Source organism: Streptomyces sp. UC4497, assembly GCF_054871485.1.
The window spans coordinates 74,108-94,409 of record NZ_JBTYHB010000024.1 but is presented as its reverse complement, the minus strand read 5'-3'; the positions used below and the strand labels follow the sequence as shown (position 1 = coordinate 94,409).

Here is a 20,302-nt window from a genome sequence, read left to right as displayed (position 1 = left end):
GAACGGGGAAGGTGCCGGGCCTTCTGAGGGCCGTACAGCGCCTGTGACTAGTCGAGGTAGTCCCGCAGGACCTGCGAGCGCGACGGGTGGCGCAGCTTCGACATCGTCTTGGACTCGATCTGACGGATGCGCTCACGCGTCACGCCGTAGACCTTGCCGATCTCGTCGAGGGTCTTCGGCTGACCGTCGGTGAGACCGAAGCGCATGGAGACGACGCCCGCCTCGCGCTCGGACAGGGTGTCGAGCACGGAGTGCAGCTGCTCCTGGAGGAGCGTGAAGCTGACGGCGTCGGCCGGGACGACGGCCTCGGAGTCCTCGATGAGGTCACCGAACTCGCTGTCGCCGTCCTCGCCCAGCGGGGTGTGCAGGGAGATGGGCTCACGGCCGTACTTCTGGACCTCGATGACCTTCTCGGGGGTCATGTCGAGTTCCTTGGCCAGCTCCTCCGGGGTGGGCTCGCGGCCCAGGTCCTGGAGCATCTGACGCTGCACGCGCGCGAGCTTGTTGATGACCTCGACCATGTGCACCGGGATACGGATGGTGCGGGCCTGGTCGGCCATCGCGCGGGTGATCGCCTGACGGATCCACCAGGTGGCGTACGTCGAGAACTTGTAGCCCTTGGTGTAGTCGAACTTCTCGACCGCGCGGATCAGACCGAGGTTGCCCTCCTGGATGAGGTCCAGGAAGAGCATGCCGCGGCCGGTGTAACGCTTGGCCAGGGAGACCACCAGACGGAGGTTGGCCTCCAGGAGGTGGTTCTTGGCGCGGCGGCCGTCCTCGGCGATGATCTCCAGCTCGCGCTTGAGCTTGGGAGCGAGCTTGTCGGCGTTGGCCAGCTTGTCCTCGGCGAACAGACCGGCCTCGATGCGCTTGGCGAGCTCGACCTCCTGCTCGGCGTTGAGCAGCGGGACCTTACCGATCTGCTTGAGGTAGTCCTTGACCGGGTCGGCGGTGGCGCCGGCGGCGGCGACCTGCTGGGCCGGCGCGTCGTCCTCGTCGTCGTCGGACAGGACGAAGCCCTGGCCCTCCTTCTCCTCGGTCGCCTCACCCTCGCCGGCCTTGCCGGGGGCGGGGGTCTCCTCGGTCGCCTCGTCCTCAAGAAGGTCGTCGTCCTTCTTGGCGGTCTTCTTCGCGGCGGTCTTCTTGGCTACCGTCTTCTTGGCAGCAGCCTTCTTGGCCGGAGCCTTCTTCGCCACGGCCTTCTTGGCCGGCTCGGCCTCCTCGTCGACGGCCTCGACGGCCGGCGGCTCGGGAGTGGTGGTGGCGGCGACCTTCTTGGCGGTAACCGTCTTGGCCGCGACGGTCTTGGTCGCGGTGCGCTTGACCGGACTCTTGGCTGCGACGCTGCTCTTTCGGGGACGCTTGGGCTCAGCGGCACTGACCATCAGCGTCACACCCTCTTCCTCGAGGATCTGGTTGAGGCTGCGCAGAACGTTCTTCCACTGAGTGGCCGGAATCTGGTCGGCTTCGAACGCACGGCGCACGTCGTCGCCGGCGATCTGGCCATCAGCCTTTCCCCGCTCAATGAGCGCCATGACAGAGACGGATTCGGCGATCTCCGGCGGGAGCGTACGGGATGTGCTGGCCGACACGAACAACCTCTCGGAACGTTGGAAAACGGCTTCCGGCCCCGTCCTGTGTGGACCGGAGCCGACGACCGCCGACTTGGGGATGGGTCGACGGCGCGGGCAGGAGCCTGGGAGATGGACAGCGCCACAAGCGGCTGCTGTATTCCCTCCTCGGCTGTCACCTCTTAGGTCATCGCGCTACCCCGAGGAGCGTTACGCCCAATCTGCGTGGTCCGAGTCACACCGCGTTATCGGTCAAAGACTGACCGATACGGACAGAAAGGGTCATGCGGCTGAACCCGGCCGCGCTTCTGACGACCTCGAGGGACGGACCCCCTATGGGAGAACGAATCTTCCACCTACGCCTCGAGTCGCCGGATGGCGCCCTTCTACACATGCTCCGTGTCGACGTCCTCCACGTTGCATATGCGGCACCGTCCGGCGACACATGGTTCGCCCTCCCTCGCCCCGCCGCGCCTCTGGCGCGGTCAGTGCTCGCGGGGAGCCGGGACCACGCGCTCCACCTCGGGGTGGACGGTGAGCAGCTGCCGCATGGCCGCCTCAGCGCCCGCGCCATCGCCCGCGGCGAGCGCGTCGACGATGCGCGCGTGGTGCGCGACGACCGCCTCGTTCGGACGGTCGCAGCCGATGACCGGGCCGCCGGAGACGTGCAGGGCGGCGGACACGATGCCGGAGAGGTGCTCGAGCATCCTGTTGCCCGCGAGCTGGATGAGCAGCGAGTGGAATTCCGCGTCGGCGCGCGAGAACGTGATCGAGTCTCCCTGACCCAGCGCGTGCCGCATGATCTCCACCATGTCGGCCAAGCGCTGCTGAACGTCCTCCCTGCCGTGCCCCGCGGCGAGCCGCGCGGCGAGCGGCTCGATCGTCCACCGCAGCTCACTCAGCTCGCGCCGCTGATTGTCGCGCTGCGGCCCGAAGGCGCGCCATTCGATGATGTCCGGGTCCAGCAGGTTCCAGTCGCTGACCGGCCGCACGCGCGTGCCGACGTTCGGCCGGGCACTGACCAGGCCCTTGGCCTCCAGTACGCGCAGGGACTCGCGGACGACGGTGCGGGAGACCTCGAATCGCTGGCCGATCTCCTCCGGAACCAGCGGGCGGTCGGCGCCGAGGTCGCCGGAGACGATCATCTGCCCGAGTTGCTGGACGAGTTGGCCGTGCAGACCGCGCCCCCGGCTGCCACCGGCGCGTCGGCCCACCCGGCCGAGATCCGGGTCCGGGCTCTCCCATGCGGGGCCGCCGACGCGCTCGGCGGTCGACTCCATGTAGGGGTAGCGGTCGAGTTCGCCCGGTCCTGCGAGGCCTGAGTCGGCGGAGCGGGCGGCGGTCATCATGGTGTGCGCAAGGGTACTCACGGAATCTGTTGTCGGCGCCGTCCCCAACTCCCTTGAGGTCTTTGGTGAAAAGCACACGAAAGGGTGATCTCCCTCCTCGCTGCACTTGACGCCTTATCGGAAAGAAGTGGGCGTTCTACGGGGAGTTGCGCTCAGCGAGGTACCGGAAGGCGTCGACCGGTCGTCACCGCACCCGAGTACGCAGTGCTGTGAACAGATATGCGCAGAGCAGAGCACCCAGCGACAACATCAGCGCGCCGCCCACAGGTTGAGTGATCATCCGCATTCCGGCAGCGGCGAACCGCTCGATCCCGAACGGCCAGTCCATCAGGGCAAGATCACGCAGGCGTTGCGGAAGTCCCGCCGCTGTTCGCACAGATGGTCCCTCAACGGCCTTCTGTACGAGAGGCACGATGACGATCGGCACAGCCACCACGGCGGCCAGTCCGGCAGCCGTCGACCGGAACAGACCGGACGCGAGGACACCCGCCCAGGAACATCCAACGACCAGAGCGAGCCAACTCGCGCTCAGGGAAAGCCACTCGGCGGGAACTTGCGTGAGCTCCGATCCGTATACGAGGTAGAGCAGCGCGGCATCACCGACGACGGTGAGAACGCCCAGGAGGAGGGCGGCCGCCGCGCCGACGAGCAGCTTCGCGGCGAGAAGTCCCAGGCGGCGGGGGACAGTTCCGCGGTCGGCGGCAAGTGCGGGGTGGCGGAATTCCTCACCGAAGGCGAAGGCGCCGAGCAGCCCCGCACCCAGGGCGGCCGGCGGCAGCGGAAGTGCCTGCGGCCAGGCGGCGATCAGACGTGGCTGCGGGGTGTGTCCGGCACGTGCGAGCAGCACGGAAAGGAGCGCGGAGACGGCGAGAACGAGTGCGACGGTGACATGGCCGGTGGCGATGCCGGTCGCGCGCCGCAGTTCGTAGCGCACCGGGCGCAGCGGGCCGCGGGCGGTGCGCACGGTGATCGGTGGCGGCAGCGCCGGTAGGGCGACGGACGTCTCGCGGGCAGATACGGGCGTCTCGCGTGTGGATTCGGCCTCAGGAGCACGGTCGTTCGAGGCGGCTCGGCGCTGCGCCGCCGGGGGCGACGCCGCGTCGACGAGTGGCACGAACGTGCTGGTGGGTGTGAGCGGTTTGAGGGGGGCGGCCGCCGCGGGGGGATGCGCCGGGCTGTCGGCCCCGGTGCTGGATTGGGCGTCGGTGCCGGTTTGGACATCGACCCCGGTGCCGGTTCGGGGAGCGTCGGTGCCCGCCTCCGCACCGCCACCGCCGTTGTCCGACCGGTCTTCGGCGACGACAGGTGCCGCCGCCGAGGGGCCCGCGTCGCCGATCTCGTCGGCGAGTTGGTGCACGAGGATGCCGTGCCGGAACGCGATGTCCCCCACATCCGCGCAGGTACTGCCGTACACCGAGAGTCGGCTGCCGTCCTCCGTGACCACTTCGACCGAGCGCTTGGCCGTGCGCGCCTCCTTCGCCAGGAGAACGCCGAATCTCGCGGCGTGCGGGCTACGGACCACGACCCGGGGCCGCAGCCGGGTCCGGGCGAAGTCGGCGACATCCTGGTCCGCCACCACCTTGCCCGCGTCGAGCGTGACGACGCGGTCGGCGACCCGGGCCGCCTCCTTGGCGTCGTCGGTGGTGAAGAGGACCGTGCCACCGAGCGCGGCATACTCCCTCAGGATGCCGTGCAGCCACCTGCTCTCCCGGACGGAGAGGCCGGCCGCGGGGTCGTCGAGCACCAGCGTGTGCGGGTCGGCGAGCAGCGCGCAGGCCAGGCCGAGCCGTCGGTCCATGCCGCGCGACAGGGTGCCCAGGCGCTCCTCTCGCAGGCTCACGAGACCCACCACCTCGAGCACGTCGTCCGCGCGTCCCACGGGTACACCGGCCGCGGAGCAGAGCATGCGCAGGTGTCCACGCACGGTTCGGGCCGGATGACCGGGCACGTCACCGAGCAGTACACCGACTTCCCGCGCCGGATGAGCGATGCGGTGCAGCGGACGGCCTCTGAAGTACGTGACGCCGCGGCCTTGTTGGAGTTCGAGCATCAGGCGTACAGCTGTCGTCTTGCCCGACCGCCGTGCGCCGAGCAGGGCGGTGACACGGCCGGCGCGCGCGTCGAAGGACACGTCGTCGACCGCGGGCGGGCTCCCCTTGCGTGCGTTACTCGTCAGTCCGGTGGCCTGGATCATCGCTTCTCTCGCAGGATGGGCGACCGCTCGGCGGCCGGGATCCGCCCGCCGGCAGGGCGACGGGCAAACCCCTCGGGTACTTCAGCAAGATAACGCGATATTTAGCACTTTTCGGGCATCGCGCTTACGTGAGTGCCCACGATTCCGGGCCTCCTCCGGTGTCACCGCGCCCCACCGGGCGCCGCCCGCACCGCGCGTGAGGCGGCTCCCTCGCCGAGGAATCGATCAGGCTTCCGGTCGCAGCATCGGCGGGTTGAGGAGCGTGGCCCCACCGGCGCGGAAGAGCTGGGCCGGCCGACCGCCCTGGCGGGTGGTGGTGCCGCCGGTCGGCACCAGGAAACCCGGAGTGCCCGTCACCTTGCGGTGGAAGTTGCGCGGGTCGAGGGCGACGCCCCACACGGCCTCATAGACGCGGCGCAGCTCGCCGACGGTGAACTCGGGCGGGCAGAACGCCGTCGCGAGCGAGGAGTACTCGATCTTGGAGCGCGCCCGCTCCACACCGTCCGCCAGGATCTGCGCGTGGTCGAAGGCCAACGGTGCGGCCTGCTCGTCCTCGCGCCCGTAGCCACCGTGCTTCAGCAGCGCCTCCACCGGGGCCCACCGGGCGCTGTGCGCGTCGCCGCCGGGACGCGGCGCGGGCAGGTCAGGGGCGAGCGCGAGGTGCGCGACGCTGACCACACGCATCCTGGGATCCCTCTTCGGATCGCCGTATGTGGCCAACTGCTCCAGGTGTGCGCCGTTGTCCTGCGCCGGTGCCATCGGGTCGTGGGCACACAGCCCCGTCTCCTCGATCAGCTCGCGCGCGGCCGCCGCCGTCAGATCCTCGTCGTCCCGTACGAACCCGCCAGGCAGGGCCCAACGCCCTTGAAACGGCGGTTCACCACGGCGCACCGCCAGCGCACACAGTGCGTGACGACGCACGGTCAGCACGACCAGATCGACGGTGACTGCGAAGGGCGGAAAGGCCGACGGGTCGTAGGGCGACATGGAACGATCATAGTCGTCTGCCTGACGATAAACACTCCCTTCGCTCCCCTGCCCCGCCCTGTTTCGGGCGGTGCGCAGCGGACCCGTCCCGCCAGGGTCCGCGCCCCTCACACCCCCAACTGCAGTTCGTCCGCGGCCTCCTCCACCATGGCGAGGCCGAGCCTGCTGACACGTACGGAGAACACCTGACCGGCGACCCGCAGCCCGGTCAGCCCGATCTCGCCCAGCGGGGCACTGCGCATCGGCGACAGCGTCACCGTCCGGGCCGGTACGTCGGGGCGGATGCCAGCGAGCGTGGCCAGGAGGTGCACTCCGGCCGCGGCCGACACGGCAGCGGGTCTGCACGCCGCGGGGTGTGGCAACGGAACGCCTCCCTCGACCCGCTGCAGCCCCGCATACATCTCGGGCAGTCTGCGGTCGAAGGCGTCGGCCGCGTCGAGGACGCCTCTGATCAGGGACGCCGCCTCCTTCTCGTACCCAGCGGCGGACAGGCCCGCGACGGCGACAACGGTCTCGTGCACCCGCACCGCCCCCGAGCGGTGCCCGAACGGGTTGTACGACGCCTCCTTCACGCCCAGACTTCTGAGCCCCCATCCGGAGTCGAGCCCCGGCCCGCCGAACCGTCTCGCGAGGTGCTCGGTCCGGACCTTGTCCAGCAGGCCCGGCGCCCACTCGCCCGCGCCGAGCAACCCGGTGTCCAGAAGGTGGGCGGCGCCGCTGCCCAGCCATGCCGACCTGCGCCCGTCCGCCGTGCGCGCGGCCGCCGGTCGGCCCCCGGCGCGGTCCTCGACCCAGAAGTCCTCTTGGAAGCGCCGCCGCAGTTCCTCGGCCCACTGGCGCAGTTCACCGGCGCCGGGTCTGCCATGAGCGTCCAACAGGTCGGCCCCGAGCAGGGCGGCCCGGTGGGCATGCGCCTGGGTCTCGCACCGCTGAGGGCCGCCCGGGCCGGGGTCCGGGATGTAGGGGCCTGCGCGGGCGGTGGTCCGCAGCCACTGCAGACAGCGCTCGGCAGCCGGCAGCAACTCCGCCACCTCGGACTCGCCCAGACCCCAACGTCTGGCCTCGGCGAGCAGGACCGGGAACAGGAGAGTGGCCTCGATCCCCGTGCAGCTGGGCGGCAGTTGCTCACCCGCCTGCCGCCGCGGACCCGGCAGTTTTCCGAACGCCGCTCCGGGCTCGCGCAGCTGCGTACGGGCGAGCGCACGTAGGGTGCCGAGGGCGAGCCCCGTCCCCAGCGGCAAGGCCATCCGGGCGGCGGCCAACGCCTCGGCGGGAGCCGGACCGCAGCGCCACGGAGCACCCGCGGCCGCGCAGACGTCCGACGGATACGCGGGATCACGCACCAAGAGCGCCTGCAGGTCGGCGATGCAGGCGCGCAGCAGCGGGCCCACGCGCGGGTCGTCCCCCTGCGCCGTGGCCGGGGCGAACGGTCGGATCGCACTGTGCCCCGCCGCCCTGCCGACACCCTCGCCGGTTGCCCGTACGCGCAGCCGCACCGTGTGCCTGCCGCCCGGCGGAAGCTCGAAATCCCAGCGCAGCAGGCCGGCGGATGCCAGGGCGTCCATCGGCGGAGGCGTCACCGTGACCAGGGCGGTCGGCCCGCTGCCCGTCGGCGACGACCAGCGCAGCCCGGAATCATGGACCACGGCGGGCAGTTCACGCCCGCCTCTCCCGGCCGCCACGGCGCCGAGGTCGGCGAGGTCGGTGCCCAGGGCCACTTCGAGCGGCAGCCGCAGCGTCCGCTGCGCGGAGCTGTGCAGCGTGATGTCCTCCGTGCCCTCCGCGTGCCGGATCCGCTCGACGACGACGTCCGGGTCGGGCCCGGCATCCGGAGCCACCCGCAGGGTCGCCGTGAAGGAGGCCCGATCCGCGGAGATCATGCGCGCCTGCACGGCGAGCGGTTCACGCCCCGCCACTCGAACCTGACAGCGCGACAGCAGGCGTCTGCCCCGGTGGTAGAAGCCCTCGAGCCCTTGCCCCGTCAACTGGCCCTGACTCGAAGAGATCGCGAGGCCGGGCAGGGCGACACAGATCAACGCCTGGTGAACCGGCGCGAGTTCAGCACTCCGCCGCAGCGCACGGGCCGGTCCCGTCGAAGGTGCCTGGAGACCGGGGTGGCCCGGCGGCGTTCGCGACCGTCCTTGCGCAGGATCGGGCGGCACGGCATCAGGAGTCCGATGCCGGGCAGGTGCCATCGTCGCCTCCGGCATCTCACGGGCCGCCAGAAAGCCAGAGGGCGGGTCAGTGTCACGCACCGTAGGTGCGTACTGCGTAGATGCGTACTGCGGCGAAGCGTCGGACGTCATCTTCGCTCCTCTTCCGCTGTGGGTACGGCACGCCGTCGACCTGCACTGCGCCTCGGCGGCGCGACCCTGTCGCCGCCACCGCTCACCGAGATGAACGGGGCGCGCCCACTCCAAGTAACGCCACAGAGCCGCGAAGCGAGAAAGGGGGCCTGCGGCGCAGCCGGTCCTCATCCGTCGCCCCTGCTCCGCCGACGCCTGGGGCGGCGGGACTCCGTCGGCCGCCGGGGTGCACGCGCGCCCGCCCGCGCAGGGCGCGTCCCGGCTCCGGGTCGCCGCTCGCCCCGCCGACGCAGGGCGGCCTCCAGGCCACGGGCGGCACGGGACATACCTGGATCGGCGCCTCCGGGGACGGCCACCGCCGCAGGCCGAAGTCCGTCGACTCCGCCGGCACTCGTGCCTTCGCCCCCGGCCACCCCTGCCGGTGTGACCGAAGCCGAGTCCGGGTCCAGGCCCAGGTCGGTGTCCAGGCCCAGATCCGGGTCCAAGCCCAGATCCGGGTCCAAGCCCAGGTCCGTGTCCAGGCCCAAGTCGGTGTCCCGGTCCGGGTCCGTCCGCTTCGCCCGCAAGATGCGCCGCACGGGCTCGGGGTCGAGCCCGTCGGCCCGTGCTTCGTTGAGCAAGCGGGCGAACACGTAACGCGGGTCGGCGTCGAGGGCCATCTCCAGTGCCTGGTCCGCCTCGACGGGGTCGCCGAGCGACCAGGCCACCCAGCCCACAAGTGCCAGCGGCGCGGCGGCGTACTCCCCGTAGGAACCGACGCACCGGCGCGCCAGCGCCCGCCACAGTCGCAGGGCGTGGACGCCCTCCTCGCCCTCCATCCACTCCGCCGCCCGGTCTCTGGTCATCCGGTCCTGGAGGCCGAGAATCAGCGACGCGGCCTCGTCGTGCGCCACCAACTCGTCGTCCTTGAGGTCGGCCGCGAGCGCGTCGACCGCTCCCGGCGCGTCCGCGAGACGCCGCATGACCAGGCGGGCCAGATCCAGCGTCGCCGTCTCCACCTCCTTGCGGGGAGTCCCGGCGAAGATCCTCGGCACGAGCTCCATCGCCGCGGCGTCGAGAGCGCGTGTCTGCTCCGTGACGAGCGCTGTCTCCCAGGGGGCCAGTCGCGCCCTCATCTTCCCCAGCGACCCCCGTACCTGAATGCCGGCGAAGGCTGCCGTGGCGGCCATGACCGAGGTGCCGTCGGTGGCGATCACGTTTCCGTCCGCTGGGCAGCACTCGGCGCGCGCACAGCAGTAGGACCAGTACCTGCCTTCCGAGAGGCACAGCGCTTCCGTGACCGGCACGTCGAGGCCACCGCACTCGGTGCGCAGCAACTGGGCCAGCGGCCTGAGCCGCTGCATGACCCGCCGTCCCGCGCCGGGGCCCGGGGTCGGCGCGTCCTGGCAGAGGAACGCGACGACGCTGTCGGGGTGGCCGTCCCTGCGCTCGCACTCGCCGATCAGGCACTGGGCCATCTGTCGCGCCACGGCCTGCCAGTCCTCGGTGCGCTCGGGAATGCCGAGGCGCACCCGACCGCCGAAACGCCCCTTGTGCAGGGCGACCAGGACGATGCTGTCGTCGGGCCTGAACCCGAGCAAATACGGGAGCGCTTCCGCGAGTTCACCTGCCGTGCGGAGGGTGATCTTTGCCTCGCCGGTCATGCCGACCGGCTCGCTGTGATTCGTCATGCGCCGACCATGCCCCGGAACGCGATACTCCGGTTTGGCCTGTGGATAACCCCGATCAGGGACACGACAGGAGTTGTCCACAGTCGGCGGGCTCGTTCGCGTGATGTCAGTGCGATCGGGTTGCATGGGGGCATGAGCAACGAAGAGCTGCGGACAGCCGCCGATACCGTTCTCGCCCGTCTCGTCGGCGATCCGAGCGGCAAGGCCAGACTGCGCGAGGACCAGTGGCGCGCCATCGAGGCCCTGGTCGCCGACCATCGGCGGGCCCTCGTCGTGCAGCGCACCGGCTGGGGCAAGTCCGCGGTGTACTTCGTCGCGACGGCGCTGATCCGCCACCGCGGCGGCGGCCCGACCGTGATCGTCTCCCCGCTGCTCGCGCTCATGCGCAACCAGGTGGAGGCGGCGGAGCGTGCGGGCATCCGCGCCCGCACCATCAACTCGTCGAACACCGAGGAGTGGGACACCGTGCGGGCCGACGTGGCGGCCGGCGAGGTCGATGTGCTCCTGGTCAGCCCGGAGCGGCTCAACAACCCCGACTTCCGGGACAACGTGCTGCCCCAACTCGCCGCGGCCACGGGCCTGCTGGTCGTCGACGAGGCCCACTGCATCTCGGACTGGGGGCACGACTTCCGGCCCGACTACCGCCGCCTGCGCACGATGCTGGCCGACCTTCCGCAGGGCGTCCCCGTCCTGGCGACGACGGCGACTGCCAACGCGCGCGTGACGGCGGACGTGGCCGAGCAGCTCGGAACCGGATCCGGCTCGGACGCCCTGGTGCTGCGCGGCCCGCTCGACCGCGAGAGCCTCAGTCTCGGGGTCCTGCGGCTGCCGGACGCCGCACACCGCTTGGCCTGGCTCGCCGACCATCTGGACGACCTTCCGGGCTCCGGGATCATCTACACCCTCACCGTCGCCGCGGCGGAGGAGGTCACGGCCTATCTGCGTCAGTGCGGCCACACCGTGTCCTCGTACACAGGGAAGACGGAGAACGCCGACCGGCAGCAGGCCGAGGAGGACCTCCTGGCGAACCGCGTGAAGGCGCTCGTCGCCACGTCGGCGCTCGGTATGGGCTTCGACAAGCCGGACCTCGGGTTCGTCGTCCACCTGGGCTCCCCCTCCTCACCGATCGCCTATTACCAGCAGGTGGGTCGCGCCGGGCGTGGCGTCGACCACGCGGAGGTGCTTCTCCTTCCCGGCAAGGAGGACGAGGCGATCTGGCGCTACTTCGCCTCGCTCGCCTTCCCTCCGGAGGAGCAGGTGCGGCGCACTCTGGACGTGCTCGCGCAGTCCGACAGGCCGCTTTCCCTGCCCGCGCTCGAACCCCTGGTGGAGCTGCGCCGGTCACGCCTGGAGACCATGCTCAAGGTCCTCGACGTGGACGGCGCGGTGCACCGGGTGAAGGGCGGCTGGATCGCCACGGGGCAGCCCTGGGCCTACGACACCGAGCGCTACGCGTGGGTGGCCAAGCAGCGCGAGGCCGAGCAGCAGGCGATGCGGGACTACGCGACGACGGACGGTTGCCGCATGGAGTTCCTGCGCCGTCAGCTCGACGACGAGGAGGCGGCCCCCTGCGGCCGCTGCGACAACTGCGCGGCACCGCGGTTCTCCGACGCCGTCTCCCCCGAGGCACTGAACTCGGCACGTGGTGAACTCGGGCGCCCCGGCGTCGAGGTGGAGCCCAGGAAGATGTGGCCCACCGGCCTCGCGGCCGTCGGCATCGACCTCAAGGGCCGCATCCCCGCGGGTGAGCAGGCCGGGACCGGGCGGGCGCTCGGTCGCCTGTCGGACATCGGCTGGGGGAACCGGCTGCGCCCCATGTTCGCGCCGCAGGCCCCGGACGGACCGGTGCCGGACGACGTGGCGGGAGCCGTCGTCGACGTGCTTGCCGACTGGGCCAAGGGGCCGGGCGGCTGGGCGTCCGGTTCCGCCGATGCCTCGCCGCGCCCCGTGGGCGTGGTGACGATGGCGTCCTACACCCGTCCACAGCTCATCCAGTCCTTGGGCGCCGGCATCGCGCAGGTCGGCCGCATGCCGCTGCTGGGCAGCATCTCGTACGCGCCCGGCAGCGACACCGCGCACATCCCGCGCAGCAACAGTGCACAGCGGCTGCGCGCCCTCGACGGCACGTTGACGCTCCCGCCCGAGCTGTCCGAGGCGCTCGCGCGCGCGGGCGGCCCGGTTCTGCTCGTCGACGACTTCACGGAGACCGGCTGGACGCTCGCCATGGCCGCCCGGCTCCTTCGCCGGGCAGGCGCGGAGGGTGTGTTGCCACTGGTCCTGGCGGTACAAGGCTGAGGAACGCGTAGCGATCCAACCTTTGGGCAGGGATATTGGCGACGCATCGCCAGATACAGGAACGCGGTCCCAATTGCTCGTTGCCGTCTGCCACTACGACGGGAAGAATTGGAGCTGCTCCCCGCGCGGTTCCCCGTGATCCGGTGGACGGTAGAGCTGTGTCGCGGTGCGCTCCCCAGTCCGACCCCGCCCTCAGTGTGGGCGTGTAGCCGAAGGGAGGACCGTGACCTTCGGATTCGCTCCGTCCTCGGTGGCATCGATGTCCGCGTCCTTGATGCGCGCCGAGAGGTCCGCCGATTCCGTCAACCGACCAACAAGGCTGCTCGATCCCGCGGAGTGGGCAGCAGCCGGCATCCCGCTGCTGCGCAACCCGCGCGAGGTCGTCAGCGGGCTGCACTCCCGCCACCGACCGATACCGCAGACCGTCGTCATAGCCGTGCTCGACCCCGACGAGCGACTGCGGGCCAGCGCCTCGTTCGTGCGCCGTGAGAGCACCACCGACGGCTGGACGTTCCGCAACGCCCTGCTGTTCCAGCTGCGCCGGGTGATCCCGCACGACCTGCGCCGCCGTACGCCGGTGCGCACCGCGGTGATGCTGTACTGCCGCGAGGGGGACACCCGTTGGACAGAGGAGGACGGGGCCTGGATGTGGGGACTGCGTGACGCGTGCACGCTCCACGGCCTGCGCTGCGGCGCGTACATCACGATGACGCGGGACGGCTGGCAGGTACTCGGAGAGGGCAGGGCCGGTCGACGCCCGAGCATGGGCTCCGTGGCCGAGGCCCTGGGTGCCGAGGAGTCGTCGGCGCCGCGCACCGGCGGCGCCGCGACGGAGGTGCTCCGCCGCGCCGCGGCGCGCTGAACGGCACTGCGGCCGTCGCGCGGCCGCCTGCCGGACTCCCCGGACACCGCTTCGCGGTGCGGGCAGCCGGCAAGCGGCGCGTCAGACCCCGGCGCCCAGCAGCGAGTTGATGCGCTCCGGGTCGCCGCACACGATGAGCAGCGCACCGGCCCGGCCGAGCGCGATCGGCAGCGCTGTGGTGGCCACCTCGTCGGCTCCGCCGTTCACGGCGACGACCACCACCGGACGGGACGCGGCGCGGCCCAGGGCGGAGGCATCGGCGTAGAAGACGTCGTCACGCGCGTCGTGCTGTGCCCAGTAGGAGCCCTCACCGAAGGACAGCTCGTGGGCCGCCCACGGGTGCGGGTCACCGGTGGTGACCACCAGGACGTCGCCGGGCGCGCGGCCCGAGTCGAGCAGCATGTCGAGGGCCTCCTCCGCAGCGTCCAGCGCGCCCTCGGCCGAGGCCGGGATGAGCTGGATCTGCGGCTGCGAGGCCGAAGTCGGCGTGGCGGCAGGGGCGTTGGGCCCCGGCTTGTGGGCACCCGCCGACTCACGCGAGGTTCGCTGCGCGGGCGGCATGGGCCTGGAGGGACCCGGACGTCCGGGTCGCGGTGGCGCCGCGGGACGCGGGCCGGGTACGGGGCGGGGGGTCGACGCGGTACGGCCGCTGGCGGGCGTGGCGCGGGGACCCTGGACGCTCTCGGGAATCTGAGGCTCCTCGGGACTGAGAGGCATGAGCTGATATCTATCAAACGCAGGTGCGGCTCGCGCCAACGGGTGGCACGTCAGTGCGAGCGTGGCGGTCAGAAGTCGAAGCCGAGCTGGCCCTCGATCTCCGGAACGCCGACGTCCGCCCAACTGCGGGCCTTCTTGAGGTGCCGCCACTGGGGCAGCGCATCAAGATACGCCCACGAAAGCCGGTGGTACGGGGTGGGCCCCCGTTCCTCCAACGCGGCGCGATGCACCGGCGACGGGTATCCGGCGTTCGCCGCAAACCCGAAGTCTGCATGGTCGATGCCCAGTTCGGCCATCATTTTGTCGCGGCGGACCTTGGCGATCACCGACGCCGCGGCGACGGCGATGCAGGAACGGTCCCCCTTGATCACCGTACGAACCTGCCAGGGGGCACCCAGGTAGTCGTGCTTCCCGTCGAGGATGACCGCGTCCGGTCGGACCGGCAGGCCCTCGAGGGCGCGCACGGCGGCGAGCCGGAGGGCTGCCGTCATCCCCAGGTCATCGATCTCTTCGTGTGAAGCGTGCCCGAGGGCATGCCCGGACACCCAGCTCTCCAGCTCGACCGCGAGAGTCTCGCGGCGCTTGGGGCTGATCAGCTTGGAGTCGGTGAGGCCCTCCGGCGGACGGCGCAGCCCGGTGACGGCGGCGCAGACGGTGACGGGACCGGCCCAGGCACCGCGACCGACCTCGTCGACACCGGCAATGATCTTGGCACCGGTAGTGGCGCGCAGTGAGCGCTCGACGGTGTGGGTGGGTGCTTCGTACGGCATGGCGGCAAACAGCGTACGCCGCCCGGGTACCGTCGCGACACCCGGCTCGCCATCAAGGCACCTGGCGACGCAACAACGGGACCATCACGTGGTCGATCATCTCCACCAGGTCCCCCTCTTCCCATTCACTTCCGCAAACCTTCGAGCGATACATCATCAGCGCCGGAATCACGTCGCACACACTCGCCTCGTCGACGTCCGGGCGCACCTCGCCTCGCTCGACACCGCGACGCACGACTTCCTTGACCAGCTGGACACTGGGCTCGATGACACCCTCGGTGATCACACTGTGGAAGCGCTCGGCGGTGAGGGTGTCGCATTCGTGAAGCACCGAGCGCAGCGCGTAGCCGGGCCGCGAGTACATGGCCGCCCGCAAGCGGCGACACAGCTCCAGCAGGTCCTCGCGCACACTTCCGCACTCCGGCGCCGAGTCCAACGCGGGCAGTCCCGCCTGGAGTGCGTCGACGACGAGATCCTCCTTGGAGGGCCAGCGCCGGTACACCGCGGCCTTGCCGGTCTGTGCGCCCGCGGCGACGCCTTCCATCGTGAGGCCGTTCCAGCCGACCGTACTGAGCTGATCCAACGCGGCTTCCAGAATGGCCCGTTCGAGCACGGGGCCACGCCTGCGAAGCGCGGAGGTCGCCTGAGCGGGGGCGACCGTCCGACGTGAACTAACCATCATCATCTCTCCGTTGAGCCGTCCGAGAGCGGTTCGGACGCGCGGCAGCGGGCTCAGCACACACTCACGTGCGCTGATGGGGAGCCACCACCGAGCATCTCAGGCTTCACCCCTTCCTTTCGATGGGTCGACGGCGATGTTGTCCCAGCGCACTCGCAACTCCCTTAAAGAACGCTTGTGTTCACTATGACGGGGGCGCTACGATCCCGCACAGGGAACGTGACCGTTCCCTATTCATGCCCATGGGGGATCGCTCGTGACACAGGATCAGATCCAGGCACAACCGGCTCCGCCCAGTAAGCCCCGCGCCACCGCGCGCCCACCCCGACCAGGCATCGCGCTGACGGTGATCGCCGCATGCCAACTGATGGTCGTGCTCGACGCCACCATCGTGAACATCGCCCTGCCCCACATCCAGACGGAGCTGGGCTTCTCCACCAACAACCTGACCTGGGTGATCAACGCCTACGCGCTCACCTTCGGCGGACTGCTGCTCCTCGGCGGCCGGGCCGGCGACCTGCTCGGGCGCCGCCGCATGTTCATCACCGGCATCGCCCTGTTCAGCCTCGCATCGCTCTTGGGCGGATTCGCCCAGGAGCCTTGGCAGTTGCTCGCGGCCCGCGCGCTTCAGGGCGTCGGCGGCGCGATCGCGTCGCCCACCTCGCTGGCCCTCATCGCCACCACGTTCCCCGAAGGGCCCGAGCGGAACCGGGCGTTCGGGGTCTTCGCCTCCGTCTCCGCCGGTGGCGGCGCCGTCGGGCTGCTCGCAGGAGGCATGCTCACCGACTGGCTGGACTGGCGTTGGGTGCTCTTCGTCAACGTACCCATCGGCGTACTGATCGCGCTCCTCGCCCCTCGCTACATCAAGGAGTCGCAGCGCCACCCCGGCCGGTTCGATCTGCCGGGCGCCTTCACTTCGACCCTCGGCATGGCCGCCCTCGTGTACGGATTCATCCGTGCCGCCTCCGAAGGCTGGAGCGACAGCCTCGCCATCGCGTCCTTCGGCGCGGCCGTGGTCCTGCTGGTCGCCTTCGTCGCCATCGAGAGGCGCACCAGCCAGCCGATCACGCCCCTGAAGCTGTTCAGGGACCGCAACAGGTCCGGCACCTACGCGATGATGCTGAGTCTCGCCGCAGCGATGTTCGGCATGTTCTTCTTCATCGTGCTCTTCGTGCAGAACGTGCTGCACTACAGCCCGGTCAAGGCCGGTCTCGCCTTTCTCCCGGTGACCGCCGCCATCGTGCTCGGCGCGGGGATGGCCACGAACCTGCTGCCCCGGCTCGGCCCCAAGCCCTTCATGACCGTGGGCTGCCTGCTGACCGCCGTCGGCATGGGCTGGCTGACGCTCATCGACCCCAGCAGCTCCTACCTCAGCGGCATTCTCGGCCCGATGCTCCTGTTCGGCTTCGGCATGGGCCTGAACTTCGTCACGCTGACCCTGACCGCGGTCTCCGGCATAGCCGAGAGCGAGTCCGGTGCGGCGTCCGGCATGCTCAACACCACACAGCAGGTCGGTGGCGCCCTCGGCCTGTCGGTCCTCACCACGGTCTTCAGCAGCGCCAGCGAGAGCGAGGCCAAGAAACAAATTCCGAAGTTCCTCGCCGAAGGCTCTCCCGAACAGAAGGCCGAGTTCGCCAAGACCCACCGGCTGCCCGCTCCGTGGAACGACTCGGTGCTCGCCCACGGCATCAGCACCGCCTTCATAGCGGCCGCCTCGCTGGCCGTCGTCGCGGCGCTCATCGCCTTGTTCATCATCCAGGTGCGCAAGAGCGACCTGGAGGCGCTGAGCGGGAAGCCCGGGGCCTCGGTCTGAGGGGGCATTCCCCCGGATCTGTGCTGTGCCCTACGCGGTCGGCGCCCAGGCCGGCAGTGGCTCGGTCCGCCCGAGCCACTCGGCCGAGGGCGCCCCGTCCGCGCCGGAGGCGACGATGCCGCCCACGATCGCGCAGGTCGTGTCCATGTCGCCGCCGACCTGGGCCGTGCTCCAGAAGGCCCCCTCGAAGTCGCCGAGGCGCCGCGCTGCCGACCAGACGGCGAACGGCACGGTGTCGTGCGCGGTCGTCCTCCGGCCGCAGCCGAGGACCGCCGCGACCGTGGACGCGTCCCCGTAGTCGAGCATGTCCTTGGCGCGGCGCAGACCGGCTCCCACCGCGCTGCGCGGCACGAGCGAGATCACGCCGTCCAGCAGGTCCTGCGGCGTGGGAGGACCCGCGGGATCGGCCACCAGAGCGGCAGCGGCCGCCACTGCCATCGAACCGACGACGGCCTCCCGGTGCTGATGCGTCGGGTAGGCGGAGATCTCGGCCTGATGCGTGGCCTGCTCGGGGTCGTCGGCGTAATAGGCGCCAAGCGGTGCGATCCGCATCGCCGCGCCGTTCCCCCACGACCCCCGCCCGTTGAACAGCGCGGAGGCCAGGGTCCGCCAGTCGTCACCCTCCCGGACCTGCTGCAGCAGCCGGTTCACGGCAGGGCCGTACCCGCGGTCGACGTCCTGGCGCTCCGCGAACGATCGCGCCAGCTCGTCCTGGTCGACACGCTCGTGAGCGGCCAGGACGGACACCACTGAAGCGGCCATCTCGGTGTCGTCGGTCCACTGCCATGTGCCGTCCGGCAGCGCGCGGGCCTTGAGCAGCGGATAGTTCGCGGGAACGAAGAATTGTGATCCCAGCGCGTCTCCCACGGAGAGTCCGCGCAGGCTGGACAGGGCGCGGTTCAAGCGCTCGTCGGGTGTGGAGTCAGCGGTCATCGCATCGACACTCTATCCGGTGACTCCGTACGATTCCGGTTCGCACCAGCGGTCAAAGGGGCGGTCCATTTTGTACTTTCCGTTCTCCCCGAGAACGAGCAACCGCATCTCCGCGTTCCCGGGGTTCGACAGCGACTCGAATTCCGCGACGGACCAGTGGAACCAGCGCATGCAGAACAGCCGCATGGTCAGCCCGTGCGTCACGAGCAGGACGTTCGGCGGATGGTCCGGGTCCTCGAAGCTGCGGTGCAGGCTCTCCAGGAACGCGCCCACGCGGTCGTACACGTCCGCCCCCGACTCCCCCTGGGCGAACCGGTAGAAGAAGTGCCCGTAGGCGTCGCGATAGGCCTTCTGCAGCCGTACGTCCTCGCGGTCCTGCCAGTTTCCCCAGTCCTGCTCCCTGAGCCGGGGCTCTTCTCGGATGCGTACGAGATCGGGGTCGAGCCGGAAGGCGCGGAAGGTCTCGTGGGTGCGCCGGTACGGCGAGACATACACGCTCACCCGCTCGCGTCCGAAGAGCCGCCGGAGGTCCTCGCCGGTGGTCTCGGCCTGGCGCCATCCCTTGTCGGTGAGCGTCAGGGCGTGATCGGGCTCGCGCTCGTAGATGGTGTCGTCGGCGTTGCCTTCGGATTCGCCGTGCCGGACAAGAACGATGCGCCGCGGTCGTGCCATGCACACGACCCTAGATCGCCGAGCGGGTTCGAGCACCCGTGCGGGCTGCGCGGCGGGGATCGCGTGGATCACAGCGGTCGATCGATGCGCACGCGCGCGTGGTCACGCGTTCAGACCGTCCAGGTCGATTCCAGTTCCACGATGTCCCCGGTGATGGCCGCGATGTCGGCATCCGTCTGAGCGCGCACCGAGAGCCGCTCCACCCGGTCGACCTGGTACTTGCCGTGCTCTGCCGCCGAGCGCCACATGGAGAGGACCAGGAACTCGTCCCCCGGGGCGTCGCCGAACAGCCCCCGGACCATGCCGGGCGAGCCGGCCATCGCCGGGTTCCACACCTTCTGCTGCATCAACGTGTAGTGCTCGGCCCGATCGGCGTGCACCGTGCAGTGCGCCACCCGCACCACGTCCGCGTCCGTGAACCGCGGCTCGAACCCGGTCTTCACATCGAAGCGATGGTCGAAGAGCTTCACCTGGATGTTCTTGTACGTACCCGACTGCGCGGCCGCGAGCCGGTCGTGGGAGCGCGCCATGAAGGAGTCGTAGAAGGCACGGCTCTCCCAGAAGCCGAAGACGTGGGCCACATCGGCCTGTTGCCTGCTCCAGCCTCCACCCTGACCTCGAAAGCCAGGCTCTCCCAGAAGCCCCGCCCACTTCCGCTGTCCCCGCTCGAAACCCCGACGGTCCACCACAGTGCAACGAATCCACTTGACCAGCACCGCGCCATCGTACGGCGCGCCGGCCATCCGCCGCGGTGGTCCCGAACCCACGGTCGAGAGGCCTCTGCGGGGATGGGCGTGTTGTTGTCAGTGGGACCACGTAGCGTATCCGTAGCACTCAACATCGCACCGAGGAGGGGGAGTTCGGTGAGCAGTCTCCGCAAGGGAATCGAGAAGATCGAGATCGGCCTGAAGTGGGACCCGAGCCCGATGGGTTCGGCTCCCCACGACCTGGACCTGATCGCCGCGGCGTACACGGAGGACGATCCGCACGGCAGCCCGGCGTACATCGTCCATTTCGACAGCCGTTCGCCCGACGGGACCATCACGCTCAACCGGGACAGCAGGACCGGGCAGGGTTTCGGTTTCGACGAGGTCATGACGCTCGAACTTGAGCGACTCGCGCCCTCGTACGCGCGCGTGGTCGTGGGGGTGGCCATCCAGCAGGACGAGCAGGCGACCGGCCGCGCCAAGATCTTCGCCGACATCCCGAACACGGCAGTACGTATAAGAGAGGGCTACACCGACCTGTCGCTGCACGACTTCTCGGTGGTCTCTGGCGCCTCTGCGACCACGGTCGCGGAGTTCACCCGGGGCACCGACGGGGAGTGGGTGTTCCACGAGGCGGTGCGGGGCTTCGACAACGGCGATCTGAACGCGTTCGCCGGGGCGATGGGCGCTCTGTAGCCACATCTGGCGTGCCTGCGGCGGGACCCGGGTTGCTACGCCGAAGGGCGGCGGAACCGTGGTGGTTCCGCCGCCCCTCAG

Annotated in this window: 16 protein-coding genes; 4 read left to right on the top strand and 12 right to left on the bottom strand. The window is 70.4% G+C overall.

Features of this window, described 5'->3' with window-relative positions:
• Positions 1–47: 47 nt before the first annotated feature.
• From ACYSUO_RS28405 to ACYSUO_RS28380, 6 genes are all read right to left on the bottom strand, one after another.
• Complete coding sequence (locus tag ACYSUO_RS28405; RefSeq protein WP_461779080.1) at positions 48–1,592, bottom strand: RNA polymerase sigma factor; 1,545 nt, start codon at positions 1,590–1,592, stop codon at positions 48–50.
• A gap of 464 nt (positions 1,593–2,056) precedes the next feature.
• Positions 2,057–2,941 (bottom strand): FadR/GntR family transcriptional regulator, encoded by an 885-nt coding sequence (locus ACYSUO_RS28400; protein ID WP_461779079.1) that lies wholly within the window; start codon positions 2,939–2,941, stop codon positions 2,057–2,059.
• Positions 2,942–3,104: 163 nt separating this feature from the next.
• A complete protein-coding gene (locus tag ACYSUO_RS28395; RefSeq protein ID WP_461779078.1) occupies positions 3,105–5,114 on the bottom strand; it encodes an ABC transporter ATP-binding protein in 2,010 nt (669 codons plus the stop codon).
• Positions 5,115–5,339: 225 nt separating this feature from the next.
• Entirely contained in the window at positions 5,340–6,101 is a 762-nt protein-coding gene (locus ACYSUO_RS28390; protein WP_266714958.1) for an NUDIX hydrolase, read from the bottom strand.
• 107 nt (positions 6,102–6,208) lie between these two features.
• Entirely contained in the window at positions 6,209–8,311 is a 2,103-nt protein-coding gene (locus ACYSUO_RS28385; protein WP_461779107.1) for a glycogen debranching N-terminal domain-containing protein, read from the bottom strand.
• Between the two features lie 263 nt (positions 8,312–8,574).
• Entirely contained in the window at positions 8,575–10,077 is a 1,503-nt protein-coding gene (locus ACYSUO_RS28380; protein ID WP_461779077.1) for a DUF4192 domain-containing protein, read from the bottom strand.
• Between the two features lie 132 nt (positions 10,078–10,209).
• On the opposite strand from ACYSUO_RS28380, the gene ACYSUO_RS28375 reads away from it, so the two are divergent.
• Together ACYSUO_RS28375 and ACYSUO_RS28370 are read left to right on the top strand one after the other, a co-directional pair.
• Positions 10,210–12,372, top strand: a complete 2,163-nt coding sequence (locus ACYSUO_RS28375) for a RecQ family ATP-dependent DNA helicase (protein ID WP_461779076.1) — start codon at positions 10,210–10,212, stop codon at positions 12,370–12,372.
• A 223-nt stretch (positions 12,373–12,595) separates the two neighbouring features.
• Complete coding sequence (locus ACYSUO_RS28370; RefSeq protein WP_461779075.1) at positions 12,596–13,234, top strand: hypothetical protein; 639 nt, start codon at positions 12,596–12,598, stop codon at positions 13,232–13,234.
• Between the two features lie 81 nt (positions 13,235–13,315).
• Here the strand turns inward: ACYSUO_RS28370 and ACYSUO_RS28365 are convergent, their stop codons facing one another.
• The 3 genes from ACYSUO_RS28365 to ACYSUO_RS28355 form a co-directional block, all read right to left on the bottom strand.
• Positions 13,316–13,951 carry a hypothetical protein gene (locus tag ACYSUO_RS28365; RefSeq protein WP_461779074.1) on the bottom strand — a complete coding sequence of 212 codons (636 nt, stop codon included), beginning with the start codon at positions 13,949–13,951 and terminating at the stop codon, positions 13,316–13,318.
• A 68-nt stretch (positions 13,952–14,019) separates the two neighbouring features.
• On the bottom strand, positions 14,020–14,721 hold the full coding sequence (locus ACYSUO_RS28360; RefSeq protein ID WP_426900049.1) for a ribonuclease HII: 702 nt from the start codon (positions 14,719–14,721) through the stop codon (positions 14,020–14,022).
• Between the two features lie 52 nt (positions 14,722–14,773).
• On the bottom strand, positions 14,774–15,400 hold the full coding sequence (locus tag ACYSUO_RS28355) for a TetR/AcrR family transcriptional regulator (RefSeq protein WP_461779073.1): 627 nt from the start codon (positions 15,398–15,400) through the stop codon (positions 14,774–14,776).
• 256 nt (positions 15,401–15,656) lie between these two features.
• Between ACYSUO_RS28355 and ACYSUO_RS28350 the strand changes: the two genes are divergently transcribed.
• Positions 15,657–17,213, top strand: coding sequence for an MFS transporter (locus tag ACYSUO_RS28350; RefSeq protein ID WP_461779072.1), 1,557 nt, complete (start codon positions 15,657–15,659; stop codon positions 17,211–17,213).
• Between the two features lie 30 nt (positions 17,214–17,243).
• On the opposite strand, the gene ACYSUO_RS28345 is transcribed toward ACYSUO_RS28350, so the two are convergent.
• The 3 genes from ACYSUO_RS28345 to ACYSUO_RS28335 form a co-directional block, all read right to left on the bottom strand.
• On the bottom strand, positions 17,244–18,146 hold the full coding sequence (locus tag ACYSUO_RS28345) for an ADP-ribosylglycohydrolase family protein (RefSeq protein ID WP_461779071.1): 903 nt from the start codon (positions 18,144–18,146) through the stop codon (positions 17,244–17,246).
• A 12-nt stretch (positions 18,147–18,158) separates the two neighbouring features.
• Positions 18,159–18,818 carry a histidine phosphatase family protein gene (locus ACYSUO_RS28340; protein WP_461779070.1) on the bottom strand — a complete coding sequence of 220 codons (660 nt, stop codon included), beginning with the start codon at positions 18,816–18,818 and terminating at the stop codon, positions 18,159–18,161.
• 110 nt (positions 18,819–18,928) lie between these two features.
• Positions 18,929–19,534, bottom strand: a complete 606-nt coding sequence (locus tag ACYSUO_RS28335) for a YdbC family protein (protein WP_461779069.1) — start codon at positions 19,532–19,534, stop codon at positions 18,929–18,931.
• A 147-nt stretch (positions 19,535–19,681) separates the two neighbouring features.
• On the opposite strand from ACYSUO_RS28335, the gene ACYSUO_RS28330 reads away from it, so the two are divergent.
• Positions 19,682–20,221 carry a TerD family protein gene (locus tag ACYSUO_RS28330; RefSeq protein WP_461779068.1) on the top strand — a complete coding sequence of 180 codons (540 nt, stop codon included), beginning with the start codon at positions 19,682–19,684 and terminating at the stop codon, positions 20,219–20,221.
• Positions 20,222–20,302 lie beyond the last annotated feature (81 nt).

Bases quoted from the DNA above. Each gene is read 5' to 3' on its own strand.
- ACYSUO_RS28365 (WP_461779074.1), bottom strand. From the start codon at position 13,951: ATGCCTCTCAGTCCCGAGGAGCCTCAGATTCCCGAGAGCGTCCAGGGT.
- ACYSUO_RS28385 (WP_461779107.1), bottom strand. From the start codon at position 8,311: ATGCCGGAGGCGACGATGGCACCTGCCCGGCATCGGACTCCTGATGCC.
- ACYSUO_RS28355 (WP_461779073.1), bottom strand. From the start codon at position 15,400: ATGGTTAGTTCACGTCGGACGGTCGCCCCCGCTCAGGCGACCTCCGCG.
- ACYSUO_RS28390 (WP_266714958.1), bottom strand. From the start codon at position 6,101: ATGTCGCCCTACGACCCGTCGGCCTTTCCGCCCTTCGCAGTCACCGTC.
- ACYSUO_RS28375 (WP_461779076.1), top strand. From the start codon at position 10,210: ATGAGCAACGAAGAGCTGCGGACAGCCGCCGATACCGTTCTCGCCCGT.
- ACYSUO_RS28360 (WP_426900049.1), bottom strand. From the start codon at position 14,721: ATGCCGTACGAAGCACCCACCCACACCGTCGAGCGCTCACTGCGCGCC.
- ACYSUO_RS28340 (WP_461779070.1), bottom strand. From the start codon at position 18,818: ATGGCACGACCGCGGCGCATCGTTCTTGTCCGGCACGGCGAATCCGAA.
- ACYSUO_RS28395 (WP_461779078.1), bottom strand. From the start codon at position 5,114: ATGATCCAGGCCACCGGACTGACGAGTAACGCACGCAAGGGGAGCCCG.
- ACYSUO_RS28345 (WP_461779071.1), bottom strand. From the start codon at position 18,146: ATGACCGCTGACTCCACACCCGACGAGCGCTTGAACCGCGCCCTGTCC.
- ACYSUO_RS28380 (WP_461779077.1), bottom strand. From the start codon at position 10,077: ATGACGAATCACAGCGAGCCGGTCGGCATGACCGGCGAGGCAAAGATC.